This window comes from Lyngbya sp. CCAP 1446/10 (assembly GCF_026130175.1).
Taxonomy (GTDB): Bacteria; Cyanobacteriota; Cyanobacteriia; order Cyanobacteriales; family Microcoleaceae; genus Microcoleus.
Genome location: NZ_JAIGNI010000004.1, coordinates 41,253 through 65,132 on the forward strand (window position 1 = coordinate 41,253; position 23,880 = coordinate 65,132).

A 23,880-nucleotide genomic window follows, 5' to 3' on the forward strand; every position below is an offset into this window, starting at 1 on the left:
TCCCCCTCCGACTTCAAGGCAAAGACTGGGGATCGGTAGTTTTGAGACCTACTTAATTCAAGACTAAAAACGAAAGCTTTCGCAAGGTATAATAGTTCAGAATTGGCATAGGAGGACAAGGTGGAAGGCAAGAGATTTATTCACTCCCTGCAACTGCAAAACTTCCTTTCCTATGGAAGTGAGGGGGAAACAATTGAACTGCAACCCTTAAACGTGTTGATCGGTAGTAACGCATCGGGAAAGTCTAACTTAATTGAAGCGATCGCACTTTTGAAGGCAACACCTACCGACTTAGTTGCTCCGATTCGTCAAGGGGGAGGTATCAGCGATTTTTTGTGGAAAGGTGAAAAAGGTATTCCCACAGCCAAAATAGAGGCTATTTTAGATTACCCGGAACGATCGATGCCACTGCGCTATAAGATTAGTTTTACCGCAGTAGGTCAGAGACTTGAGGTAGTGGACGAAGCTATAGAAGATATCGCACCACGCTATAGTTCAGAAAACGCTCCATTTTTTTATTACCATTATATCGGCGATCGGGGTCGCCCTGTTATCAATGTTACAGAGGACAACAAGCAGCAACCAAGAAACCTGCGGACTCTGCGGCGAGAAGATATCGTTCCCGATCAATCTATCTTATCTCAAAGAAAAGATCCCGAACAATATCCAGAACTATCATATCTGGGCAATGAATTTGCAGATATTGGTTTATATCGTAACTGGCAGACAGGGAGAGATTCAGTATCGAGAAAAGCTCAGCAAACTGACTTGCCAGAACATCCACTACTAGAAGATGGTGGCAACTTAGGACTGATTTTAAACAACTTACAGTATCAATTAGGAAGCAGGCAGATTATTGAAAAATTAAAGCTGTTCTACGATACAGCGGAAGAACTGAGTATCAAAATTTATGGCGGCACGGTCCAGATATTTATCCGCGAAACCGGATTGATTCAGCCAATACCCGCAACTCGTTTATCAGACGGTACGCTGCGTTATTTATTCTTAATAGCTTTACTCCTAGATCCAACTCCACCGCCACTTATCTGTATTGAAGAACCGGAGATAGGCTTGCATCCCGACATTTTGCCTGCGATTGCTGAAATGCTGATCGAAGCCTCACAGCGTACACAACTGATTGTAACAACCCATTCCGATGCTTTGGTGTCGGCGCTGAGTCCTGAGTCTGTGTTAATATGCGATCGGGATGATAGAGGAAGTCACCTGAGCCGCCTCGATCCTGAACGACTGAAAAAATGGCTTGAGAATTACACTTTGGGAGACCTTTGGCGGAGGGGAGAAATCGGGGGAAACCGATGATAAAGGAGGTTCGCATTTACATCGAAGGTGGCGGCGATGGCAAGAATACAAAGGCATCGCTTCGACAAGGATTTAGCAGTTTTTTCAAAGAACTTGTGGAGGTTGCCAAAAGCAAGAAAATCAAGTGGCAGATTATTCTCTGCGGTTCTAGGAATCATGCTTTCAGGAATTTTAAGAATGCTTTGGCAGATCACCCAAATGCCTTTGTTATCCTTCTGGTTGACTCAGAAGCACCTGTGGTAAAACAGTCGCCTTGGGAGCATTTGAAGTCGAGGGATAATTGGGATTCGCCTGGGGTTGATGACACTCATTGTTATCTAATGGTTCAAGCGATGGAAGCTTGGTTGATTGCTGATATTGATACTTTAAAAAGATTTTACGGGCAGGGATTTAAAGACAATGCGATTCCTAAAAATAGGAATGTAGAGATGATTGAAAAGGATTTGTTAGAACCAAGTCTGAAAGCAGCTACCCGCGACACAAAATCGAAAGGCGAATATCAAAAGATACAGCACGCTTCCAAGCTGTTAGAAATGTTGGATATTGATAAGGTTCGCAAGGCTTCTTCAGAGTGCGATCGAATTTTTACCACTCTCACCGAACTCATGGAACAAGGCAACTAGAACGACTTACGGCGAGGGCCCAGAAACCGGGTTTTTTCGCGAAAATATTTCGTTTCAGTCCGCAGATTTGGCAAAAAACCCGGTTTCTTTAGTCGTAGTGCGTAAATCCAGAAATATAAGGACTGAAGTCCTTACTACAAACATCGCACTTCCATTTATTCGTGAGTTGTCCCGTCTGGCATAATTGCACCTGCGAGTTTAGCATTTGCTATATTTGCTCCAACCCAGTTGGCATCTTTCAGGTTAGCTTTTTCTAGCTTTGCATAACTCAAATTTGCTCCGCATAGGTTTGCTGAAGTTAAGTTTGCTCCACTCAAGTTGGCATTGTGAAAGTTAACTCCAGAGAGGTTTAAGCCACTTAAGTTTTGACCGTTAAGATTAGCTTGCTGTAGACTCGATCCGATCAAACTTACCCCTTTCAAATTTACGTCTGTCAGGTTGGCTCCATCAAGGTTTACTCCTACTAAACTTACTCCATTCAACTTAGCCCCACTTAGAGTTGCAGAAGATAGGTTAACTTTAGTTACTTTGGCTTGACTTAAATCTGCTCCTGTCAAATTTGCGCTATTTAGACTTGCCTGAGTTAGGTTGGCACTAATTAAATTGGCTGTAGTCAAGTTTGCACTATTCAATTGTGTCTCGCTCAATTTTGCTTGACTTAAATTCGCTTGAATCAGTCTTGCATAATTCAAATTTGCCTTAGTTAAGTTAGCGCCACTAAAGTTAGCTTGAATCAAATCGGCTTGTTGCAGGTTTGTGGATTTCAAGTTTGCCCCTTGCAGGTTAGCTCCAATCAAGTTAGCCTTCACTAGGTTGGCATTACTCAGGTTGGCATTGCTCAGGTTTGCTTGACTGAAACTAATGGGATATTCCAGAGTTTTTCCGCTCAAATCCACTCCGGCTAAGTTAATCCCTGTAAAATCTCGTTCTCCCTCCTTATACCGCCGCAAAAATTCCTCAGCAGTGATAGCAGGTTCCTGAGTTTCTGAAACAGAATCATCAACATCCTGATCAACTTCCAAGTTATCCGCCTTCACAGGATTAGCAACAGACTCTCCCGCTGATTTTTCCCGCAATTGGTTGTCAACCCGATCGCTAAATCGCCTCAAAACCTCAGCATCATCAACCTTCTGAGCCACATTTTCCGTGCTTTTTACCGCATTCTCAACATGATACTTGTCCACAAAACTTTGCAACCCAGCATTATATCCTTGTCCTACCGCCTGAAATCTCCATTCACCATTCTTTTTGTACAATCGCCCAAATTCCAAAGCCGTTTCTTTGGCAAAAACTTCTTTTAAATTATACCGAACTAGCTCGCTCCCAGTCTCCAAATTGTAAAGCCGGATAAACGCATTTCTAACTTGACTAAAATTTTGATTCTTAACCTGTCCTTCGTGAACAGTAACAACAAACACAATTTCTTCGACAGCGGCATCGATCCGATTCAAATCCACATAAACCGTCTCGTCATCGCCTTCGATTTGTCCGGTTGTGTTGTCTCCCGAATGTCGCACTGCACTGTCTGGCGAGGTCAAGTTATTGTAAAATACAAAATACCTTTCGTCTGGAATTCGACCGTCAGCGCCTAACATGAAAACTGATGCGTCAATGTCGTAGTTTTGTGCTGTCTGGCTGACTTGCCACCCCAGGGCGATCGCAACTTTATTAAAATCAGGAGCTTCTTTAGAAAGATTGAACCTTTCACCCTTAGTTAATTGAATACTCATGTGCGATAATTCCCTTACCTCATAAATGGTATAATTATCTCATCTATGTTAACCCGATCGCAAATTGGATTTTATCTCGAAGACATCGAAACCCCAATTGGCAGAACCGTCAATTTAACTCTTACCGGACTCATTCTTTTATCTTCCGCCAGCTTCATCGCCGAAACTTACCCGCTTTCGGAGTCTGTTAGAATTAATTTCCAAGCTCTCGATACTGTTCTTTTAATCGTTTTTACAGTTGAGTATTTATTGCGGCTGTGGTGTGCCGAAAATCGAGTTAAATTTATTTTTAGTTTTTTTTCAATTATTGATTTGCTGGCAATATTACCATTTTTGCTGGGATTTGTCAACGTCAGTTTTATCAGAATTTTTCGCTGGTTTAGAATTCTCCGACTCATCCGCTTTCTGGAATTAAAAAATTCAGTTTTTCGCATCAGCAGCGAAGATGGCGTGATTTTTTCCCGGATTTTATTTACTTTGCTGGCAATAATTTTTGTTTATTCTGGTTTGATTTATCAAGTCGAACATCCGGCAAATCCAGAAAATTTTGGAACTTTTTTGGATGCTGTTTATTTTTCAGTTGTCACGATGACGACGGTGGGATTTGGTGATGTTACTCCGATTTCGGAATCTGGTCGTTTTCTGACTATTTTGATGATTTTGACAGGAATTGCTCTGATTCCTTGGCAATTGGGGGATTTGATTAAACAATTAGTTAAAACGGCTAATCAGGTAGAAACTGTTTGTACAGGTTGCGGTTGGTGTGTACACGATGCTAATGCTAGATTTTGTAAAATGTGCGGCAGTCAATTAGATAATGGTTGACTGTTGACTGTTGACTATTGACTGTTACAGCAGTTTTCAGGTAGGGACACAGCATTGCCGTTTCCCTACAGAAGATTGCCTCTAATTTAGATGTAGCAGTATTTTTCATAATAATTAATAACCAATAACCAATAACCAATAACCAATAACCAATAACCAATAACCAATAACCAATAACTACTGACTACTGACTACTGACTACTGACTACTTTAAGCTAAGGGTAACAATATTTCAAATTCGGTGCCAATTCCTAATTCCGATCGCATTCTGAATGCACCGCCGTGTTTTCCCGTCACGATTTGATAGCTAACGGCTAAGCTGGTTTCTTTCAGGGCGCGTTTTTCGGTAGAGAAGGATTCTAAGATTTTTTTGTACTTGTTAGGTGACATTCCTGGGCCGTTATCTGCTATGCGAATCGAAACCCAGCGCTCGTGAAGTTTGTCCAAGTCGATCGCAGATTCTGGACAGCATACTTGAGTCACAATGTCAATCTGAGGCTGGCGATCGAAGTCTCTGATTCCTCCACCGTTGAACTCTTTCGCCAATTCTTGACCGACTGCTTGGTTAATTAATGTATTAATAGCATTGGTCAAAATATTCATAAATACTTGGTTAAGCTGTCCTGCATAGCACGGTACTGGCGGCAGATAGCCGTAGTTTTTCACTACTTTGATTTCCCTCGTCAAATGACTTTTTAGCAGCAATAGTATGCTATCTATATTGGCGTGCAAGTCTGCCGGTTTGGGATAAACATCGTCGATGTGGCAGAAGTTTTGCAAACTGCTTGCTAACTTGCTCAAACGTTCGGCTCCGGCTTTGATGCTGCCAACTGTTCTGAGGAAATCGCTTTGCAAAAAGTCATAGTCTATCTCTTCTTTGAGCCGTGCTATTTCTGGCGGGGGATTGGTACAGTGCGCGTCGTAAACTGAGAGCAACTCCATTAAGTTTTTGCTGTAGTCACTGACGTAGGTTAAATTACCCCAAATAAAGCCTACTGGATCTAAAATTTCGTGGGCGACTCCGTTGACTAAACGGCCTAAACTAGCCATTTTTTCGCTTTGAATCATTTGTGTTTGGGCTCTTTCGTAGCGGACTTGGGTTTCGATGCCGCGAATTTGCCAGTAGGCGATGTTTAATGCGTGAGGGTCTAAGAGCCGATATGATTGGTCGTCGATTTGGACTACGATGGGTTCTGACTGCAATTCGGGCGATCGACGCAGAGCTTGTGGAGCTGCTGTCAAAATGGTTGTATTCTCTGCAAGCAATAATATTTCGACGCGAGCGTAACTGTAGAGAACTTTCAGCGGCAGGTGCAAAAATAGCTCTGGGCCTTGGGGTTTGAGCAAATATTCCAGCAGTTGCCTGCGGGATATCATGCCAGCCAACTCTCCTGCTTCCAGCAATACGGCTCCCGGCACTAGGGGATGCTGTTCAAATATTTCGGCAACTGCGACGGCCAAGTAGCTCGATTTAACCTGAAAGTGATACAGGGGCAAATCCCCCAGGGTAGACTCTAGGGAAAGGTCTTGATTTCTGCCTTCGGAGAGAGAAGGGCTAAGTAGTTTGGAACTGAATGTATTTGCCACTGGAAATTTTAGTTGCCGAAACACGCTGGAAATTGAAATGAAAACATAATGCTAAGCTAGCCTATCATTTCACTTTTTTGAGCGAACCTGGAGACAGTTCTTGAGTTAATCATGTTTTGCGAATTATTGGCAGGAGAATTTCAAATTCGGTGTTCTTGCCAAGTTGCGATCGCAAATTCAGTTGACCGTCGTGCTTTTCTGTGACGATTTGATGGCAGATAGCCAGCCCCATACCGCTGCCTTTGCCTGCGGGTTTCGTGGTAAAAAATGTCTCAAATATGTGCTGCTGATTTTCTGGGGGAATGCCAGGCCCGTTATCGGCTATCCCAATGGCCGCCCACTGGCCCTCTGCGGTTTCTACCACTTTAGTCGTAATTTGGATTTGTGGCTGCCAGTTGTCCGCGCACTCTGTATCTAGTTCGCGATCGGCTACATACTCTGTCAGGGCGTCGAGAGCGTTAACCAACAAATTCAAAAACACCTGACTCAACTGACCGGAGTAACCGCTAACTAGCGGCAGATAGTCGTATTTTTTTACCACTTTTATGCCATTTTTTAATCGGTTTTTCAGAATTAACAGCGTCACATCCAAGCATTCGTGAATGTCTATCTCCACGGGCTTTGTCTCGTCCATGTGAGAGAAGTGGTGCAGCCCGTTAACTATGTTTAGCAATTGCGAGGCTCCCAACTTCATCCCTTCTAAGGTGACTGGCAAATCTTCTTCTAAAAAATCAAATTCTATTTCTTCTTTGAGGGCATCAATTCGAGGACACGGTTCCGGATATTCTTCTTGATAAGCCGACATGAGTTGAAGCAAATTTTCAAAATAGGACAGCAGAAAAGTCAAATTTCCCCAAATACAGTTCAGCGGATTTCTAATTTCGTGAGCTACTTCTGCTACAATTCTGCCTAAACTCGCCATTTTTTCTGTTTGGATGAGTTTGGCTTGGGTTTGTTTTTGGAGCAACTTATTTGTGATTTGGTGAATTCTGGATTGAGCGACCATTAATTGGTGTGCGTCTAACAGTTTGTAAGTCTGGGGTGCAACTTCCACTACTACGGGTTCGTAGACTAATTCTGCTAACCTATAAAGAGATTCCGAGGCGGCTTCTACTATTAATTTACTGCCGGGAAGCATCAGCAGCTCTTGCTTGGAAAATCTGTACAAGACCTCTATCGGTCGCTTAAAAAACATTTCTAACCCGTAGCGCCTGTTAATTTTTTCATAAAAATAACGCCTGGATATCATGCCGGCAAAATTACCCCGCTCGGTCAAAATGACGCCGGGAAGCATGGAATTTCCTTCAAAAGCCTGGGCTACTTCTTTTGCTTGTTGGGTTAAGTCAATTTGACAGTTGTAGAGCGGCAGGTCGAGGAGAGTTGATTCTAAGGAGATGTTCCAAGTACAAATCTCAGGTATATGCAACACTGATAACTCCGAGCTAATCTGATGCACAGCAAACATAGATGAAACCCCTGTTAAATTTTGTATTGATGGATAAGTTAAGTTGCTATTAATTGGTAAAGGGTAATTGGTAGCAAGTAATTGCTAATTGGTCAAACTACAACAGCACCCAATGGGAAAATCCCGATCGCCCAGGCATTGTCTGCTAAAGATTTTATTTCTAAATCAATGTTAAACAATCGAAGCTTTTGTGGAACTTACGGAGCTCTGCTGTCAGCTTTTTACCATGATATACCCTGCGATTGCGTGTTTTCCGAAACTATTAAAAATTTATCAAGGGATTTTTGTAATTTATTATATCATTTTTCGGTGCTGGTAGGGAATTGGAGAACAGCGATAGCGGGGATGGGTGAATATACGGGCATTGATCGAGGGATTGAGGGCGCGGATGCGATCGTCTAAGAGACTTGAGATCCAAACGGTCAAGACGGAGGCAAAAATCGGCAGATTTACGCATTTAAGCAAGAACGCAAATGCAGGCAAGTTTCCAACCTCCGATGGTCGTCAGTTTTTTGCAATTCTTTAATCTGCAATTCTTTTAATCTGCAATTTTAAAATCTAACATCTAAAATCTAACATCTAAAATCGTTTCAGGGTTCCACCTCCGGCCAGAGGCGTTCTAGTTGATAGCGCCAAGCGGCGAGAGTCTGTTCGCGAGACTCTCGCCCAAGTTCCATTTCGCCCATCAATCCCTCTGCGTAGAAACGGTCTAAAGTCTGAAGGGTAGTTTCTATGGACTGTCCCTGCATCTTGGCAGCTTTGATGATTTGACGGATGCGGCTTTCTATCAAACCGCCGAAAAAGTCGGACAAACCTCGTTCTTGCAAAGCTAGCAGTCTGGCGATGGCGGCCGAGAAATCTGGGGCGGCGAGTGTGGCGCAACTGTGCTGAAATACTCCCCACAAAACGTTTTGATGTATGGCGTAGCGAGTTTCGAGGGTGGTGTCAAAGTTAGCTTCTAGCAGTTGATCTAAAAACGGTTGAGCTTCTTCGGCATCGGCGATGGGTAGCAAAATCCGCAGCCAAGTTCCGTCTTCTGAAAGCAGGACTAAGAGGCGAAATTTGGGGGTTTGGACTTGCCAAGAAGTAGCGGCGGGCTTCTCAACATTTTCGCCGAATAAGTCTTTAAGGGTATTGCTAATTTCTTCGGGAGTCATGGCAATTTTATATTTTAGATTTGAGATTTTAATTGTCAAAATTTATGACATTTTACCAGTATCCCCTACTATTAAATCAATTGAAAATTGATTTACGGCAGCCAGCGAGGATGATAGCCGGCAAAGGGAAGTTCTTCGGGCTGTACTTTTGCGGGAGAACTGTCTGCGGGTATTTCTAATAAGGGTAGCAGCCAGAGGCGGCTGGTGGCGATCGACTGTCCGCTATCATTGCGGGGACTGTCTCCTGCTGTGGGTTTGGCTGTTGTGACTGATTGATCGAAAATTAATGCCAGTCCGTCGGGAGATAAACTGATTTGGGTATCTAATTGGTTGGGCAAAATTAGCAGCGGTTTGATGGTTCCTACTAAACGAGTGCCTTCTTTTTTGAGGTCGATGGCGGCGATGAAAGGCTGTTCTTTGTAGCTTTCTGTTTCGAGGCGTTGGGCTAACAAGCAGTAGAGACGCTGGAATTGATTGTCTTTGTTTTTGCGGGGGTCGAAATAAACGGCGATGATGCTGCCGGGAATCCGCAATATTTCTTGTTCTGCGCCTTGGTTGTCTAAGATAAAGAGCGATCGAGTAAAGTCGCTGTTGTATTTAACGTAGGCGGCGGCGGAGTTGTCGCGGGCCATGCCTAATACTTGTTCGTATTTTGGCAAAAATTCTACTGGGTCTGCTTCGGGTGTGAGGGGGACGATCGCTAATCCTTGTTTTTGAGATATTACCATCGATGTGCTGTCAGGGCGAATCATAAAATCTCCGCCTTGTTGATTTTCCAAGGGTTTGGGCGCCACTTTTTCTGACAAAATCCAAGGACTGAAATCGCCGGGATTGCGGCGGTTGAGGCGCTGGACAATGATGATTTTTCCGTCGGCTGAGAGGTCGAATTTGAGGTTTTGGTAATCTTTGGAGTCTAAGAGTTTGTCGATTCTACCTGCTGGTTGCGCTGGTTGGGCTTCCGATCCGGGGGATTGGGGATTGAGGCCGGTGGTGACTGTAAATAGTTCTTGATTTAGGGTGCCGCCAGTACGGGCGATCGATCGATCTGTGGCTGAGAATAAAATGCGATCGCTGTCTGGATACGGTTTAAAATCGGTGACAACTAAATCTTTGGGAGTCAGCGGTATCGGTTTCGAGTCGCTGCTGGTGAGATTGACTAGCATTAATCTGCTTTCTGTTTCGCCTTGGACACCGATGTAAGCAAAAGCTCGATCGCGACTGCGAAAGGAACTGCTAAACGGCTGCATTGGCGTGCCTTTATATTGGTTGTTTTCTCCGAAATACTTGTCGGTTGCGCCGGCGAGTTTTACTGTGTAGGTAACGCCGTAGGGTGCGGGATCTTTGAGGGTGTAAGCCATACGGCGGCCAGCCCAGCTAAATTTACCGGGGAGTGGCGGTTCTAGCTTTAAGTTTTCCTCGACGGTGGAGTGGTTCATCGGCCGAAAGAAGTTGAGAATAAAGCCGGTATCTGCGGCGCCGATTTGTTTGTTTTCCCAGCTAAATTCTCGCACTCTGGGCGCTGTGCGATCGCCACTCAGCAGCAGCAGTCCCATTAAGACGCTCAGCAGTAGGATCAGGAAAATCGCCGTGCGGTCGATCGGCTGTTTGAATGGCAGAATACCGAAGAATGAAGGATTAAATTTTTTGTTAAAAATATTCATAAATCTTTCTCTCCTCTTGCTGCTGAAAATTAATTGCCAAATTTTCCCTCTTAAATTTTACAGTCCCGGACGCACTCCCGACCCTCAGAAACCAGTTTTTTTTTACCATGATAAAGGCTGTCACCTCTGTATTTTGGCAAACAACCCGGTTTCTGAAAGTTGTGGTGTATCCATGACTGAATTCAACTGACAATTCTTAACTGCGCAGCCAGCCCGTTCCTTTTAGGGGTGGGATAGGCGCTGCGAATGCAAGTCGCCGTTCCATTAATATTGAGGATGCTCCTTTTTGTTTACTGAAACAGTTGATTGATAGGTATTAAATCCATCGGTGAAATTTTATCGATCGGTAGCCCGCCACCCAGAGACATTCTCACACCAAGTATGATTGCTAGTACCCCTAAAAACAGTGCTGTCAACTTCATATCCTCCCAAAAACAAGTTAGCCCTTCTTTCCAAAGACCGTAGGTAGTTACTAAATAAGTAGGAAGATCCCCGACAGCTACAGCAATCACAGCACCTAAATTACCCATGAAATGATATCCTACTGGGATGCCAATAGCAATACTCAAGAAAGTTGCCAGATTGCCCATAGCTCCGTACTGAGATTTTCCGACAGCTAACAAACAAGAACCCATCAAATTGTGGAGAGTAGTGTGCCAGATACCTAAAGCCAAGATTGGCATCATCCAAGATGCTGCGATATACTCTTTCCTGTACAGTGTTAAAATTAGTTGATCTCCAAAGCTCACAAAAATTGCTAAGCCTATAGCCAAAGGTATCAGAATCAAGTTGCGGTTTTTGATGATTTTGGCGCGCAATTCCTCACGAGGCAAGTCTGCTAGCATCGAAATAGAGGGAAAAATTACCCTACCTGCGAGGGCGATGATCACTTGGCGCGGCATATCGCCGAGGGTAAAAGCGATGCCGTAAATGCCCAACATTGTTAAAGTAAAGATTTTCCCTAGAACTAGGCGATCGGCTTGAGAGCACAGAAAAAATAAAATCGTAGATAAAAATATCCATTTTCCATAAGAAAATATTTCTCTAGCGGCTTCTTTATCCCAAGCGAAGCGGTTTGACTTGCCGGGAATCAAAAAATGGCTCCATACTAACTCTATTATAGAGTTAGCAAAACCGCCGATGAGGATGGCCCAGATTGTGGGATGGAAAAAAGCCCATACAACCATCACTGTAGTAGAAATTGCCTGTATGACCAACTCAAAAAGCACTACTTGCTTGACGCTCATTTTGCGTTCGAGGGTGGATACAGAAGTGGATTTGAATCCTCCTATTAGGGTATTTATACTTATGCAGGGAAGCAACCACAGGAGACGGGGCTCTTCATAGAAGTTAGCAACTGGCCAGGTGATTATCATTAAACACAACCACACAAACAAGCTGCGAAGAACTTGCATTGTCCAAGCGGTGTTGAGAAATTCTGGCTCGTTCCCGCGCTTGTTTTGAATGATACTTGGGCCCAAACCTATGTCTGTGAATAGGTGGACACCTGTGATGAAAACGTAGGCTAGACCCATCAAACCAAATAGTTCGGGCAAAAGCAGGCGGGTCAAAATTAGGTTGCTGGCAAATCGGATAATTTGACTGCTTCCATAGCTGGCGATCGTCCAGAATGCGCCTTTGATAGCTAATTTTTTTTCTGATGACATATACTCTAAGCTTATTTCCTAATTATGAGTCTAGTTGCTGAATTTGTTATTGGCAACTGTTACAGGATGCTGCTGCCAATGTTGTAGTTGAATTTACCGTATCTTAATTTACGTAGACAGGAATATGCCCGGAATGCTCATCCCGTAATCTCAAAGGTACAATTTGATCCCCTAGTTGCTCCTTGTCTAATAATCATAAGGGTTTTTCGGTTCGGGAATTGGTTTGAGGGAGGATGCTTGAATGATTAATTTGCGCTTACCTTGTAGTTCTTCTACGATTGTTTCTCCTTCTATTTCTAGCCAACTGTCTGGGGGAAAAGAGGCGCGGCTTTGACCGATCGCTAATTTGACAGGCAACCCGATCGGATAGGCATCCGCCGCGCAGCAGGTAATGATGAAACGCCCGATCCACATATATTGTTCTGCGATATTGGGCGGGTGAATTACAAATCCTTGAACCTTGACTTTTTGACCTCTGTATGTATCTGGTTCTGGATTAAAATTTAACAGCCGCACCCATTCCACGAGCGATCGCCTTTCAGGCTTTGTAGTATTGCGAAATTCTTGTGGTTGCAGTCTGGTGATGGGCAGAGATTCGGTGAGGCCTCGTTCCAGTGCTGTCTGGCTGGTAAATGTGCGGGGCGTTACTACTAAACCGATTAATGCGACGCTCAGCATTAAGGTGCTGCCGATGCTGGGGGGAAATAAAGTAACGTGTTCAACTTCTGTGATTCTGGGAGATTTATTGGCTGGGGATGTCCGCGATTGCTTTAATTGCTGCTTGGCGCGATCGAGCTTTAAGAGTTCCCAAATTTTAAATCCACCAATCACCATTAAGCCGATTCCTCCGGCTACAGTCAAGCCAAAGTAATTGGGGTGAATCAGAATGCTTAATTTGCCGGTGATCCAATATTTGAGGAGTAATATTCCCCATCCTAAGATAGCTAGGGCATCCAGCCAGGGGCTAAATTTTTTAAGGTTCATTTTTTAAGAGTCATTGGTCATTGGTCATTGGTCATTGGGAATCTATTCTTAGTTGTGCATCCGGGCTAATTTTAACCTAGATACAAGTTGACAGCGAGAGTCATTAAAAAGGTTAACTGAGCTGCCAAAATCATTAAGTAAATTACGGCTCTACCTTTAAAAATAGATAGCATTAAACCGATACCTTTGAGGTCAATCATCGGCCCGAAAACGAGAAATGCTAACAGCGAACCGCTGGTAAATGTGGCTGCAAAAGACAGGGCAAAAAAAGCATCTACTGTAGAACAAATCGATACGACCGCGGCTAATAGCAGCATAGCGAGAATCGAGGAAACGGGGCCTTGACCGAGGTTGAGAATTAGTTCACGGGGTGCGCCAACTTGAATGATAGCGGCGATCGCACTTCCGATGACCAAAACTCCTCCCAATTCGCGCAACTCCTGTACCATACTATCTAAAAGCAGGCGCAGACGCTCTTTAGAAACCGGGTGAAACATAGATGAACGTTTCGAGGTTTTGTCTGTTTTGCCTGTTTGTAAAGGCTTCCAGTCATCTTTTAGCAAAGATTCGATCGGCACTGCACCCCCCTGACCGAGCATAAATGTTCCCGACTGCAACAGTAGCGGAGTATTGGCTAGGGCGAGGTTTTGTTCGGAAAACTCTGGTTTTGGGAGGGGAATCGCGCGGGCTACAGAGGGGTGTAACAGAGGGCGCAAGTCGGCTTGAACACTGAACACCCAGCCGATAATTGTGGCTATTACCAGAGAAAAGACTACCCGCAAAACTACAATTTCTGGCTGATCGCGAAATGCCGTCCAAGTCGCCCAAATTACCACGGGATTGATGGTGGGGGCCGCAAGTAAAAAGCCGATCGCCGCTGGTGCGGGTACTCCCTGCATCAGCAACCTGCGGGCTACGGGCACGTTACCGCACTCGCACACGGGAAACAAAAAGCCGATCGAACTACCCATCAAAGCCGCCAGCAGCGGGTTTCGCGGGATGCGAGATACGAGTTTGCGTTCGTCTACAAACCCCAGCAGTAAACCTGAGAATAAAACTCCCAACAGCAGAAAAGGTATTGCTTCTACTAACAAGCTGAGAAAAAGGGTAAAAGCATTGTTTAACTGATTCGTTATAGCTGGTTGCATCGATCGCCTACTGGTAAATTGGTATTTAGTTTCACGTATTTGGCTGAGTCCCTGTCGATCATACCTGCTGCACAGCACTAAGTTTAAAATTCCGTTGAAACTTTTTGGCGATCGTCCTCAATGTTATAGCAACCATTAAAAGTTGCAAATTCCAGCGCCGGACACGGCAATGTCGGATCCCTAGCACTGATCGCCTATAATCTCTATATTTCAACACGAGAATAATAGTCGTTAAAATTAATTTTATATTTTTCCTATCAATCGGATAACTTTTTATTTAATTGGCGCGAATTATGACAAAAATTCACAAAAATTTCATTAGTTCAAATGTCGCCAAATAGTTCGCTAAGTTGACCTTTTGTAACAAAAAAATCATGAAAGTGGCAAGCTTGTTTAGACAGCTAGACTCTATTGAGAAACCTAGCGGGGGTATTTGAAAATCGCGCAATTATGATTTTCCTGTATCATCAATTAATGATAATTTTCAGTAAATTTAGGTTATTATTAACAACAGGTTAAGGTTTTAGCCCAAGGTTAACTAATAGTTAAATACTCCAAATAACAGTTAATACGCCTCAAGCCGATATAAAATAAAGTCAGGCATAATCGCCAGAGCGCATCTATCTCGGTCATGCTCGAACTTGCCTAATACTTGGAGTGGTAAAATCCCATTTTCCACCATAAGTTTTTTGTGTAATTTAAAATGCTGTTTGCCAGAGGGATGTCGGCCAAAGCACTCAGCTACTCACCGACTGAGCTTTGGTAGCTGAATGTCTGCTGGCAAATAAAAACCAAAAAAAGCGTGCTGATGAATTTATGTTAAATAATTCCTGCGTAGAAAGACCAGTACAACCCGCGTCCGAAGCTGACTCTGGAGAACTTCGTTTAGACTCTACTCTCCAAGAATTATCGCTTTACGATTTTCAAGTAGAAGCTACGGATTTCGGGATGAAAATTTCCCAGATGTTAGAAGCTAATCCGCTGTTACCGGGAGTCATTGTGACCCATCAAGGTAAATTTGTCGGCATGATTTCTCGGCGGAGATTTTTAGAATTTCTCAGCCGTCCTTTTGGAAGAGAATTATTTTTAAAACGACCTGTGAAGGCTTTATACCGCTTTGCTGAAATTGAGACTTTGATTTTTCCTAGCAATACTTTAATTGTCGATGCAGCCCGGAAATCGCTCCAGCGCTCGAAAGAACTGCTTTACGAGCCGATTGTGGTTCAAGTATCGCCCCAAACTTATACTTTGGTAGATGTACGCGAACTGTTAGTGGCGCAGTCAAACATTCACGAATTAGCGACAAAATTGCTGAGGCAACAAACTCAATCTCAACTAATTCAAACCGAAAAATTAGCCAGTTTGGGGCAAATGGTAGCTGGAGTCGCTCACGAAATTAGAAACCCTGTCACCTGCATCAGCGGAAATCTAGGCTTTTTGTCTAACTACTCGAAAGACATTATGGAGTTGCTGTCGGCTTACGAGCAAATTGTCGGCCCTAACGAACAAATTGACGCACTCAAAGCAAACATAGAATTTGATTTTTTGCAACAAGATTGGCTGGAAATTATCAAAAGTATGAAGGCTTCATCAGAGAGATTGAGGGAACTTGTCACCAGCCTGCACACCTTTTCTCACATGGACGAAACTCACTTGAAAGAAGCTAACCTCCACGAATGTATTGACAGTACGCTGCTAATTATGAAAAGCCGTCTGAAGTACGGGTTTAAAGTAGTTAAAAAATATGGGGATTTGCCTTTGGTCAAGTGTTATTCTGGTCAGTTGAGTCAGGTATTTATGAATATCGTCAGCAATGCGATCGATGCTTTGGAAGAGGTAAAAGGAGAAACAGGTTTTGTACCTGCGATTACGATTGAAACTGAGGTAATAGATAGTTCTGACGGAGACTTCGTGAATTCGGAATTACTTCAAAATTATGTTTTGGGAGGACAAAATGCAAAATTGCTATCATCCGCCAGCCAAAATGGCGAATCGGGCCCGGAAGCGGCGGAGACAAATTCAAATAACGCTTGGATAGCAATCAGAATTGCCGATAACGGGCCGGGAATTAAGCCAGAAATTCAGCGCAGGATTTTTGATACATTTTTCACCACTAAACCTGCTGGGAAAGGTACGGGTTTGGGGTTGGCAATTACTCATCAAATTGTGACGGAGAAGCATAAAGGTAAGTTGAATTTGCATTCAACGCCAGGTACGGGAACGGAATTTGAAATTTTGTTGCCCTTGATTTAAATGCTGTCTGGGATGAAGTTCTAGACTCAGAAACCGGGTTTTTTTATGGCGGTAAGGTGCGCCCGCGCGCACCTTACAAATATCAGTTCTGCGTTCGGGACTGATTAAGCTCGAAGCTGAACTGGCATCACTAAGAATGTAGCATTGACTCCGCCCAAAGGTTGAAAAATTACAGGAGCCAAAGCACCGTTTAATTGCAGTTGAATTTCGGGAGACTGAGCTGTTTTCAAAATGTCAATTAAGTATTTCACGTTGAAAGCAATATCTATGCTTTCTCCCGAAATCTGCGCTGGAAGTGACTCTTTGCCGCAGCCGACATCTTTAGCATCTACCGACAAAGTGATTTCCTGATTTTCTTCGTCGATGCTGCATTTGAGGATATTATTTTTTTGGTCGGCAAACACTGCAATTCTTTCGACTGCTGCTAAGAGCGATCGCCTTTCTAGGGTAATTTGCCGCTCAAAAGACGGCGGAATCAACTGCCGATAGGCGGGATATTGCCCTTCTAAGGTGCGAGTTGTCAGGCGTTGGTCGGCCCATTCAAACACTACTTGACCATGTTCAAAATGCAGGGTAACAGGTTCAGTCCACTGCCGCATCACGAGCATTCTTTCTACTTCCCGCAATGCTTTAGCGGGAACTGTCACTTCAAATTCTTCTGCGCTTTCTTCACCTTCGGTTTTTTCATTTGCAGTTTGAACTACTGCCAATCTGTGGCCGTCTGTCGCTGCAAATTCTAGGCAATCTTTGAGTACCTTTAAATGCACGCCTGCCAGTACCTGTTTTGCTTCGTCGGGGCTAGTAGCAAATAAAGTTCCTTTGAGTCCTTCTATCAAGGCTTCGGGCGGCAATTTGAGGATTGTTCCGGCTTCGATTGCGGGCAATTCTGGGAATTCTTCTGGGCCCATGCCTCTGACTTGGTAGCTGCCAGAACTGCAAGTGAGATAAGCTACGGTATCCCCGGCTTCGTCTTCTAAAGTAATCTCTCCGCCTGGGAGTCTGGAAACAATATCGTTGAGCAATTTCGCGGGTATGGTAAAACTGCCGCCGCCAGTCACTTCTGCTGCAAAGCTGGTGCGAATTCCCAAACTGAGATCGAAAGCTGTCAAGCTAACCCGCTGATTTTCCTCATCCGCTACTAAGAGCACGTTGGCTAGTACCGGATGTGTCGGGCGGGAGGGAACGGCTCGACTTACCAACGAGAGGTTGGCGTTGAGGTCACTTTGGGTGCAAACCAATTTCATGGGAGGAAGGTTAATTAACCGGATTTGAAACAGAAACAAATGGTATCACAGAAAGCTGATGGCAGTTGGCAGTTGACAGTTGACAGTTGACAGTTGACAGTTGACAGTTGTCTGTTGGCAGTTGTCAGTTGTCAGTTGAGAGTTTACCGAAGCAACCAGGAAGAGTTGGCAGTTGGCGGAACAGTTTTTTTTTATTGAATTATTTTTGTGCGATCGCCCTGTGGAAACTGTGGAAAAATAAAATAATTGCTTATTGTGCTTGAGTTGTAGCTCGTAAATGCCTGTGGAAAACTTGTGGAAAAGCTGGCTAAAGTCGATCGCTCTTCCATTTTCCCACAAAAACTGTTTTGGGCGATCGAGTAAAGTTTTCCACACTATGAGGGCTAATTTTCCACAGGTTTTTCCACAGGCGGGGTCGATCGGGCTTTAAGTTTTGCGGCTAATAACGTTAATTCGATCGCTCAATTGACGCAAAGTTTGGGCTAAAGTTGGATCTGTGTTCCGCAACTGAGCAATTTTATCGCAACTGTAAAGCACAGTCGTGTGATCCTTGCCGCCGAACACTTCGCCAACTTTCGGCAAACTCAAAGTAGTGTGCTGCCGAATTAAATACATCCCGATTTGACGAGCAAAGCTAATTTCTCGCCTGCGGGAAACACCCTTCAAGTCTTCCACAGAAACATCAAACACCTCAGCCACAACTGCAATTACTGCATCGGGAGTCGCCTCTACGGTTTCAGTTTGCGGGTTCAAAACCGGGGCGATATTCTCCACGGTCATCGGCAAACCGGTAATTGAAAGATATGCTACTGCCCGAATCAAAGCTCCTTCTAATTCCCGCACATTGGAAGTGTAACTAGAAGCAATGTATTCTATGACATCTCGCGGCAGCCTCATATTTTCATATTCAGATTTTTTCTGCAAAATTGCCATCCGCGTTTCCAAGTCTGGCAATTGAATATCGGCAATTAATCCCATGGAAAATCGGGAACACAAACGCTCTTGCAGGCGGGGAATTTGCTGCGGCGGGCGATCGGAAGCTAACACTACTTGGTTTCCGGCTTCGTGTAAGGTGTTAAAAGTGTGAAAAAATTCTTCTTGGGTGTATTCTTTGCCTTCTATAAATTGGATATCATCTATTAATAAAACATCCGCTGCTCGATAGTGATCGCGGAAAGTTTGCATACTATCTTTGCGAATTGCGGCGATTAAATCGTTGGTAAATTTCTCAGTAGAAACGTAAAAAATCTTGGCATTGGGGTCGATTTCTAAGCGATAATGACCGATCGCCTGCATCAAATGAGTTTTCCCCAAACCAACGCCGCCACACAAAAATAGGGGATTGAATTCTCGGCCCGGAGACTCGGCTACGGCGAGGGATGCTGCGTGAGCCATGCGGTTGTTGGAACCGACGACAAAGCGGGAAAATACGTATTTGGGGTTTAAATGGGCTGGTTTAGGTGGGTGTAGCGAGTGGCTTTCGGGGCGATCGGCGATCGGGGATGGCCAAATCATGGCGGAGTCGTTGCTGCCGCCTGTTTCGTTTCCCCCGGCAACTGTCAAGTAGATTTCTACGGGATAGCCGAGAATTTCTGCGACTGCATCGGCAAGGATTTCTCTGTAATATTTCTGCAACCAATTGCGAGCAAAGGGGTTGGGGGCGCTGACAATCAAACAGTTATTTTCGAGTTGTTCGGCCCTGGCAGTTTTGATCCACGTCTCAAAGCTAGGTCTGCTCAGTTGTACCTGGAGACGTTCAAGTATCTGATTCCACAGACTTTCGAGGGTAATGTCCACTGCTTACCTTTGCCGATCGGCATTTAAGAGATTTTCATGTCCAGACTGTTCAGTTTAGTCGAGTTAGTGGTTGGGAAGCTAGAGCGGCCAAGATTGGGCGGTTTCAACCGTATCTCTTAGCAAAATCAGCGAAAATCGGCAATCCAAAATCCAAAATGAGAAGCTGAATGTTAAAGTTTAAGGGAGTCTGCCGATCGCCCAAAAATTTTGTGGCTCTGCGGCGATATAGCAGGTATCGAAGAGCTGCTAGGCAAGTATTTAAATTTGGCAGGAAAGCCTTAAAACGTAGCGATGAAGAGTTCTACTGGCAAATTTTGGAAGCAACCAGCAATTTACATATTGCTGCTGGTAACGGGAGCAGCAGCGGCCATGTTGGGCGATCGGCTGTCGGTTTCTCAATTACGTGCAAATTCTGGCGATTCGGGACAAAGGGCGCTGGAACCGAGATTGCAAGTGCCTGCTAATACTAAGCCTCAAGCTAGCAAAGTCTTGCCGCCGATTCCCTTGTCGGGCGACGGGGCTAATGTGAATTTTATTGTGGCTGCGGTGGCAAAAGTTGGCCCGGCGGTGGTGCGGATTGATGCTTCGCGCAAGGTGAGACCGGGAAATAAAGGTGTTTCGCCGGAGGATTTTTTTGGTGGACAACCGAATTCGGGCGGGAGGGGCGGGATTGAACGGGGTACTGGTTCGGGTTTTGTGATCGGGGCCGACGGCGTGATTCTTACTAATGCTCACGTTGTAGAGGGTGCAGATACGGTAAGTGTAACTCTCAGGGACGGCCGCAGCTATCAGGGGCGGGTGTTGGGGGCGGATCAGGTGACGGATGTGGCTGTGGTGAAGATTGAGGCGACTGCTCTGCCTGTGGTGGCGATCGGCAATTCTGATAAGCTGTTGCCTGGGGAATGGGCGATCGCGATCGGCAATCCTTTGGGTTTGGACAATTCCGTAACTGCGGGGATTATTAGCGCTACGGAGCGATCGAGCTCTGATGTGGGCGTACCCGACAAGCGCATCGGTTTTATTCAAACAGACGCTGCGATCAATCCGGGGAATTCCGGTGGCCCGCTGCTGAATGCTTCGGGGGAAGTTATTGGGATGAATACGGCGATTATTCAAGGCGCTCAAGGATTGGGCTTTGCAATTCCGATTAAGGCGGCGCAACAGGTAGCGCAGCAACTGATTTCGACGGGGAAAGTCGAACACGCTTATTTGGGCATTGAAATGGCGACGCTGACTCCTGAAGTTAAGCAGCAAATTAATGGCAATGCTAACAGTAATCTGCGAGTTGCAGTCGATCGGGGTGTGGCTATTGTGAGTGTTGTTCCTAATTCTCCCGCAGCGGCGGCAGGTTTGCGGGCTGGAGATGTGATTCAAAAGCTTAACAATCAGCCGATTATTCAGTCGGAAGCTGTTCAGGAGTTCGTGCAAAATGCTAAGGTTGGCGGCCTGTTGCAAATGGAGATTAATCGCAACGGGCAAATAGTTAAATTAACTGTACAACCGGGGAGTTTGCCAGTTCAAAAAAATCGATAAAAAGTTCGGCGACGGATTTTGTATAGAATCCATTTGAGATATTTTATGTTAAATCAACCTGCATCAGAAATCGAATTGTTACGCGCGGCCTACGCTGCTTTCAACGCGCGAGACATCAACGCCGCCCTCGCCCTCATGACTGCGGACGTGGCTTGGCCGCGAGCGTTCAAAGGCGGTTTTGTCCGTGGACATGAAGAAGTCCGCGCTTACTGGACGGAGCAATGGAGCGAGATCGATCCCCATGTGGAGCCTAGTGCCTTTCACCCAGAGGAGGGCGGGCGGATTTTGGTCGATGTGCACCAAGTCGTGCGCGATCTGGCTGGAAGCGTGGTTGCTGATGAGCGGGTTGGTCATCGCTTCACCATCGATCGTGGCTTGATTCAAGTCATGGAGGTCTGTTCACTTCCATCGTCCAGCTAGGTCGCCTAACACTGCGCTCCGGTTGCACAGCTTGAGTCCGTTATGCAGCTACATTTATAAGCTGTTAGTCATTTAAATTTATTGCCTGAACCCCTTACAGTATGGGGTATAGACCACAAATAATGCAGTTTAAATGTCGAACAGCTTAGCAAGTTTTAGCGATCGCCCTAAAAGATATCAAATGGGTTCTACGATCGCCATAAGAGGGCTGAAGCCCAACAACATACCTCACCTATCTGAGAATGGCTATAACTGATTTAACTGATGTTGGAAAACGGATTTTGTAGCGGATTTAACGGATGTTAGGTAACGGATTTTGTAGCGGATTTAACGGATATAATTTCCAATAACAACTAACAAATAACAGCTAACAAATAACAAATAACAACTAACAAATAACAACTAACTATGCCAGAAATATTACAAATTTCACAATTAGGAAATCCCGTACTGCGCCAACCGTCGCAAGTTGTTGAGAATGTTAAGGACGATCGCATTCAACAGCTAATCGACGACCTGATTTTTACCGTACAACAGGCGAACGGAGTAGGGATTGCGGCCCCCCAAGCGGCGAAGTGCGATCGCCTGTTCATCGTCGCATCCCGCCCCAACCTGCGCTATCCCCAAGCGCCGAAGATGGAACCGACGGCGATGATTAATCCCCGGATTCTCGCTGCATCCACAGAGACAGTCAAAGACTGGGAAGGCTGTTTGAGCATTCCGGGGATTCGCGGGTTGGTGCCGAGAAGTAGGGCGATCGAAATTGAATACACCAGTAGAGACGGCAAAGTTCACCGACAAGAACTTACAGACTTTGTAGCCCGGATTTTTCAGCACGAATACGACCATTTAGAGGGCATCGTGTTTTTAGACAGGGTGGAAAATACCAGAGAACTGATGACAGAGGATGAGTACCAGCAGCAATTTGTCAAGCTCCTGTGATAATTGATATAATGGCGATCGGTAACTAAAATTGATGTTGTGAATAGGAGGGCGAATGTCTATCAACTTGGAAAAAGGCGGGAGAATCAATCTATCTAAAGAAGCACCAGGGCTGAAAAATGCCGGGATCGGTTTGGGATGGGATACCAATGCTACAGACACCGGCGGGGCCTTTGACTTAGATGCTTCCGTGTTTATGTTGGGGGCTACTGGGAAAATTTCCAGCGAAAAATACTTGGTTTTCTACAACAATAAACAGTCACCGGATACTGCTGTAATACATCTGGGAGATAGCACAACCGGAGAAGGATTTGGCGATGATGAAACCGTTACAGTCGATTTAACCAAAGTCGATCCTGCGGTAGAAGAAATTGTGTTTGTTGTCACCATCCACGAAGCGGAATCGAGAAGGCAAAACTTCGGTCAAGTGAAAAATGCTTTTATCAGGATTTACGACACCACTACTAGCACAGAAGTCCTGAAGTACGATTTGGATGAGGATTTTTCTCGGGAAACTGCGATCGAATTTGGCAAACTCTACAAGAAAGACGGTGAGTGGAGGTTCCAAGCAGTCGGACAAGGCTACAATTCAGGCTTGCAAAGCTTTGTAGACAAGTATTCCTGATCGAAGGTCGATATAAAAGATTAGACGGCGGTTGAAACCGCGTCTACACAAACGAAGTCCGCCTCCGCGGACTGAAGAAAATAAGGTAATTTTAACCGCCCGTTCTTCAACCCGCGCACCATCCGGGTTTTGTTTATATAGGCGCGGTTTCAACCGCCGTCTTATCTGAAGAACCATATTGCACGATAAACCTTACCAAATCAAAAAACTATGGCTATTAACTTGACAAAAGGACAATCAATCGTACTCAGCAAAAGTGAATACGACTTATCCAGAGTGACAATGGCTTTGGGCTGGGATGTTGCACAAGTTAAAAAAGGTCTTTTCGGCAGAAGTAGCGGTGCAAATTTTGACCTAGATTCCTACGCTTTGCTGCTGGGGGACAATGGCAAATTAAAACAATACAAAGAAGATGTAATTTATTACTCTCATTTAGAATCCAAGGACAAAACAGTTGTGCACTCCGGCGACAATCTCACCGGGGAGGGAGAGGGCGATGACGAACAAATATTTGTGAAACTGAACTCTTTGCCAGCAGAATATCACAAAATTATCTTGGGAGTAAATATTTACAATGGTAAAGAAAGAAAACAGCATTTTGGCATGGTAGAAAATGCTTACGTGAGGGCTGTAGATGCCGCAGGGAAAGAAATCGCTCGCTATCGCTTGTCAAATGACCCTTCCTATGAAGGCAAATTAAATATGTTGATGGGAGAAGTTTATCGAGAAGGTAGCGAATGGAAATTTAAGGCTTTGGGACATCCTTTGACTGAAGATTTTAACGGTGTTGTCGGTTCGTTTATGCGGTGATAGGAAAGAAGATTTTTTTAACCGCAGATGAACGCAGATGAACGCAGATGAAATTCTATCTGCGTTCATCTGTGTTCATCCGCAAATAT

23 protein-coding genes are annotated in these 23,880 nt (G+C 44.7%); 11 read left to right on the forward strand and 12 right to left on the reverse strand.

The genetic code is table 11. The features are described from left to right. The first annotated feature begins 120 nt into the window (after window positions 1–120). Window positions 121–1,320 (forward strand): AAA family ATPase, encoded by a 1,200-nt coding sequence (locus tag K4039_RS02885; RefSeq protein ID WP_265233620.1) that lies wholly within the window; start codon window positions 121–123, stop codon window positions 1,318–1,320. Continuing rightward, on the forward strand, window positions 1,317–1,943 hold the full coding sequence (locus K4039_RS02890; RefSeq protein ID WP_265233621.1) for a DUF4276 family protein: 627 nt from the start codon (window positions 1,317–1,319) through the stop codon (window positions 1,941–1,943). The genes K4039_RS02885 and K4039_RS02890 overlap by 4 nt, the downstream gene beginning before the upstream one ends. A 155-nt stretch (window positions 1,944–2,098) precedes the next feature. Here the strand turns inward: K4039_RS02890 and K4039_RS02895 are convergent, their stop codons facing one another. Next, complete coding sequence (locus tag K4039_RS02895; RefSeq protein ID WP_265233622.1) at window positions 2,099–3,673, reverse strand: TerD family protein; 1,575 nt, start codon at window positions 3,671–3,673, stop codon at window positions 2,099–2,101. A gap of 45 nt (window positions 3,674–3,718) precedes the next feature. Here K4039_RS02895 and K4039_RS02900 point away from each other — a divergent pair, with 45 nt between their 5' ends. Next, a complete protein-coding gene (locus K4039_RS02900) occupies window positions 3,719–4,498 on the forward strand; it encodes an ion transporter (protein ID WP_265233623.1) in 780 nt (259 codons plus the stop codon). On the opposite strand, the gene K4039_RS02905 is transcribed toward K4039_RS02900, so the two are convergent. From K4039_RS02905 to K4039_RS02915, 3 genes are all read right to left on the reverse strand, one after another. Then, on the reverse strand, window positions 4,455–4,673 hold the full coding sequence (locus tag K4039_RS02905; protein WP_265233746.1) for a hypothetical protein: 219 nt from the start codon (window positions 4,671–4,673) through the stop codon (window positions 4,455–4,457). The two genes, K4039_RS02900 and K4039_RS02905, sit on opposite strands and share 44 nt — an antisense overlap. Before the next feature lie 35 nt (window positions 4,674–4,708). After that, window positions 4,709–6,085 (reverse strand): sensor histidine kinase, encoded by a 1,377-nt coding sequence (locus K4039_RS02910; protein WP_265233624.1) that lies wholly within the window; start codon window positions 6,083–6,085, stop codon window positions 4,709–4,711. A 109-nt stretch (window positions 6,086–6,194) separates the two neighbouring features. Next, window positions 6,195–7,550, reverse strand: coding sequence for a sensor histidine kinase (locus K4039_RS02915; protein ID WP_265233625.1), 1,356 nt, complete (start codon window positions 7,548–7,550; stop codon window positions 6,195–6,197). A gap of 81 nt (window positions 7,551–7,631) precedes the next feature. On the opposite strand from K4039_RS02915, the gene K4039_RS02920 reads away from it, so the two are divergent. Then, complete coding sequence (locus K4039_RS02920; protein ID WP_265233626.1) at window positions 7,632–7,952, forward strand: hypothetical protein; 321 nt, start codon at window positions 7,632–7,634, stop codon at window positions 7,950–7,952. Window positions 7,953–8,140: 188 nt separating this feature from the next. Here K4039_RS02920 and K4039_RS02925 read toward each other — a convergent pair whose 3' ends face one another. From K4039_RS02925 to K4039_RS02945, 5 genes are all read right to left on the reverse strand, one after another. After that, window positions 8,141–8,707, reverse strand: a complete 567-nt coding sequence (locus K4039_RS02925) for a hypothetical protein (protein ID WP_265233627.1) — start codon at window positions 8,705–8,707, stop codon at window positions 8,141–8,143. Between the two features lie 92 nt (window positions 8,708–8,799). Beyond that, window positions 8,800–10,368, reverse strand: a complete 1,569-nt coding sequence (locus tag K4039_RS02930) for a hypothetical protein (RefSeq protein ID WP_265233628.1) — start codon at window positions 10,366–10,368, stop codon at window positions 8,800–8,802. A 290-nt stretch (window positions 10,369–10,658) separates the two neighbouring features. Next, window positions 10,659–12,035 (reverse strand): oligosaccharide flippase family protein, encoded by a 1,377-nt coding sequence (locus tag K4039_RS02935; protein ID WP_265233629.1) that lies wholly within the window; start codon window positions 12,033–12,035, stop codon window positions 10,659–10,661. Window positions 12,036–12,221: 186 nt separating this feature from the next. Beyond that, entirely contained in the window at window positions 12,222–13,019 is a 798-nt protein-coding gene (locus K4039_RS02940) for a TIGR03943 family putative permease subunit (RefSeq protein ID WP_265233630.1), read from the reverse strand. Between the two features lie 71 nt (window positions 13,020–13,090). After that, window positions 13,091–14,167, reverse strand: coding sequence for a permease (locus K4039_RS02945; protein ID WP_265233631.1), 1,077 nt, complete (start codon window positions 14,165–14,167; stop codon window positions 13,091–13,093). Between the two features lie 816 nt (window positions 14,168–14,983). Here K4039_RS02945 and K4039_RS02950 point away from each other — a divergent pair. Continuing rightward, window positions 14,984–16,420, forward strand: coding sequence for a sensor histidine kinase (locus tag K4039_RS02950; RefSeq protein WP_265233632.1), 1,437 nt, complete (start codon window positions 14,984–14,986; stop codon window positions 16,418–16,420). Window positions 16,421–16,524: 104 nt separating this feature from the next. On the opposite strand, the gene dnaN is transcribed toward K4039_RS02950, so the two are convergent. Genes dnaN through dnaA form a run of 3 tightly spaced genes read right to left on the reverse strand, consistent with a single transcriptional unit; the run spans window position 16,525 to window position 19,461 of the window. Then, complete coding sequence (dnaN, locus tag K4039_RS02955) at window positions 16,525–17,664, reverse strand: DNA polymerase III subunit beta (RefSeq protein WP_265233633.1); 1,140 nt, start codon at window positions 17,662–17,664, stop codon at window positions 16,525–16,527. Between the two features lie 45 nt (window positions 17,665–17,709). After that, window positions 17,710–18,039, reverse strand: coding sequence for a hypothetical protein (locus K4039_RS02960; RefSeq protein ID WP_265233634.1), 330 nt, complete (start codon window positions 18,037–18,039; stop codon window positions 17,710–17,712). 51 nt (window positions 18,040–18,090) lie between these two features. Next, window positions 18,091–19,461 carry a chromosomal replication initiator protein DnaA gene (dnaA, locus tag K4039_RS02965; RefSeq protein ID WP_265233635.1) on the reverse strand — a complete coding sequence of 457 codons (1,371 nt, stop codon included), beginning with the start codon at window positions 19,459–19,461 and terminating at the stop codon, window positions 18,091–18,093. Window positions 19,462–19,752: 291 nt separating this feature from the next. On the opposite strand from dnaA, the gene K4039_RS02970 reads away from it, so the two are divergent. The 6 genes from K4039_RS02970 (at window position 19,753) to K4039_RS02995 (ending at window position 23,791) form a co-directional block, all read left to right on the forward strand. Then, window positions 19,753–20,994 (forward strand): HhoA/HhoB/HtrA family serine endopeptidase, encoded by a 1,242-nt coding sequence (locus K4039_RS02970; protein WP_265233636.1) that lies wholly within the window; start codon window positions 19,753–19,755, stop codon window positions 20,992–20,994. Between the two features lie 45 nt (window positions 20,995–21,039). Beyond that, the gene (locus K4039_RS02975) at window positions 21,040–21,414 is read left to right on the forward strand and encodes a nuclear transport factor 2 family protein (protein ID WP_265233637.1); all 375 of its coding nucleotides are present in this window, start codon (window positions 21,040–21,042) and stop codon (window positions 21,412–21,414) included. Between the two features lie 133 nt (window positions 21,415–21,547). Then, window positions 21,548–21,670, forward strand: coding sequence for a hypothetical protein (locus tag K4039_RS02980; protein ID WP_265233638.1), 123 nt, complete (start codon window positions 21,548–21,550; stop codon window positions 21,668–21,670). 152 nt (window positions 21,671–21,822) lie between these two features. After that, the gene (gene def, locus K4039_RS02985; protein WP_265233639.1) at window positions 21,823–22,356 is read left to right on the forward strand and encodes a peptide deformylase; all 534 of its coding nucleotides are present in this window, start codon (window positions 21,823–21,825) and stop codon (window positions 22,354–22,356) included. A gap of 55 nt (window positions 22,357–22,411) precedes the next feature. Continuing rightward, window positions 22,412–22,981: a TerD family protein gene (locus K4039_RS02990; protein WP_265233640.1), complete on the forward strand. Its 570-nt coding sequence runs from the start codon at window positions 22,412–22,414 to the stop codon at window positions 22,979–22,981. 210 nt (window positions 22,982–23,191) lie between these two features. Continuing rightward, a complete protein-coding gene (locus K4039_RS02995; RefSeq protein WP_265233641.1) occupies window positions 23,192–23,791 on the forward strand; it encodes a TerD family protein in 600 nt (199 codons plus the stop codon). Window positions 23,792–23,880: the final 89 nt, after the last annotated feature.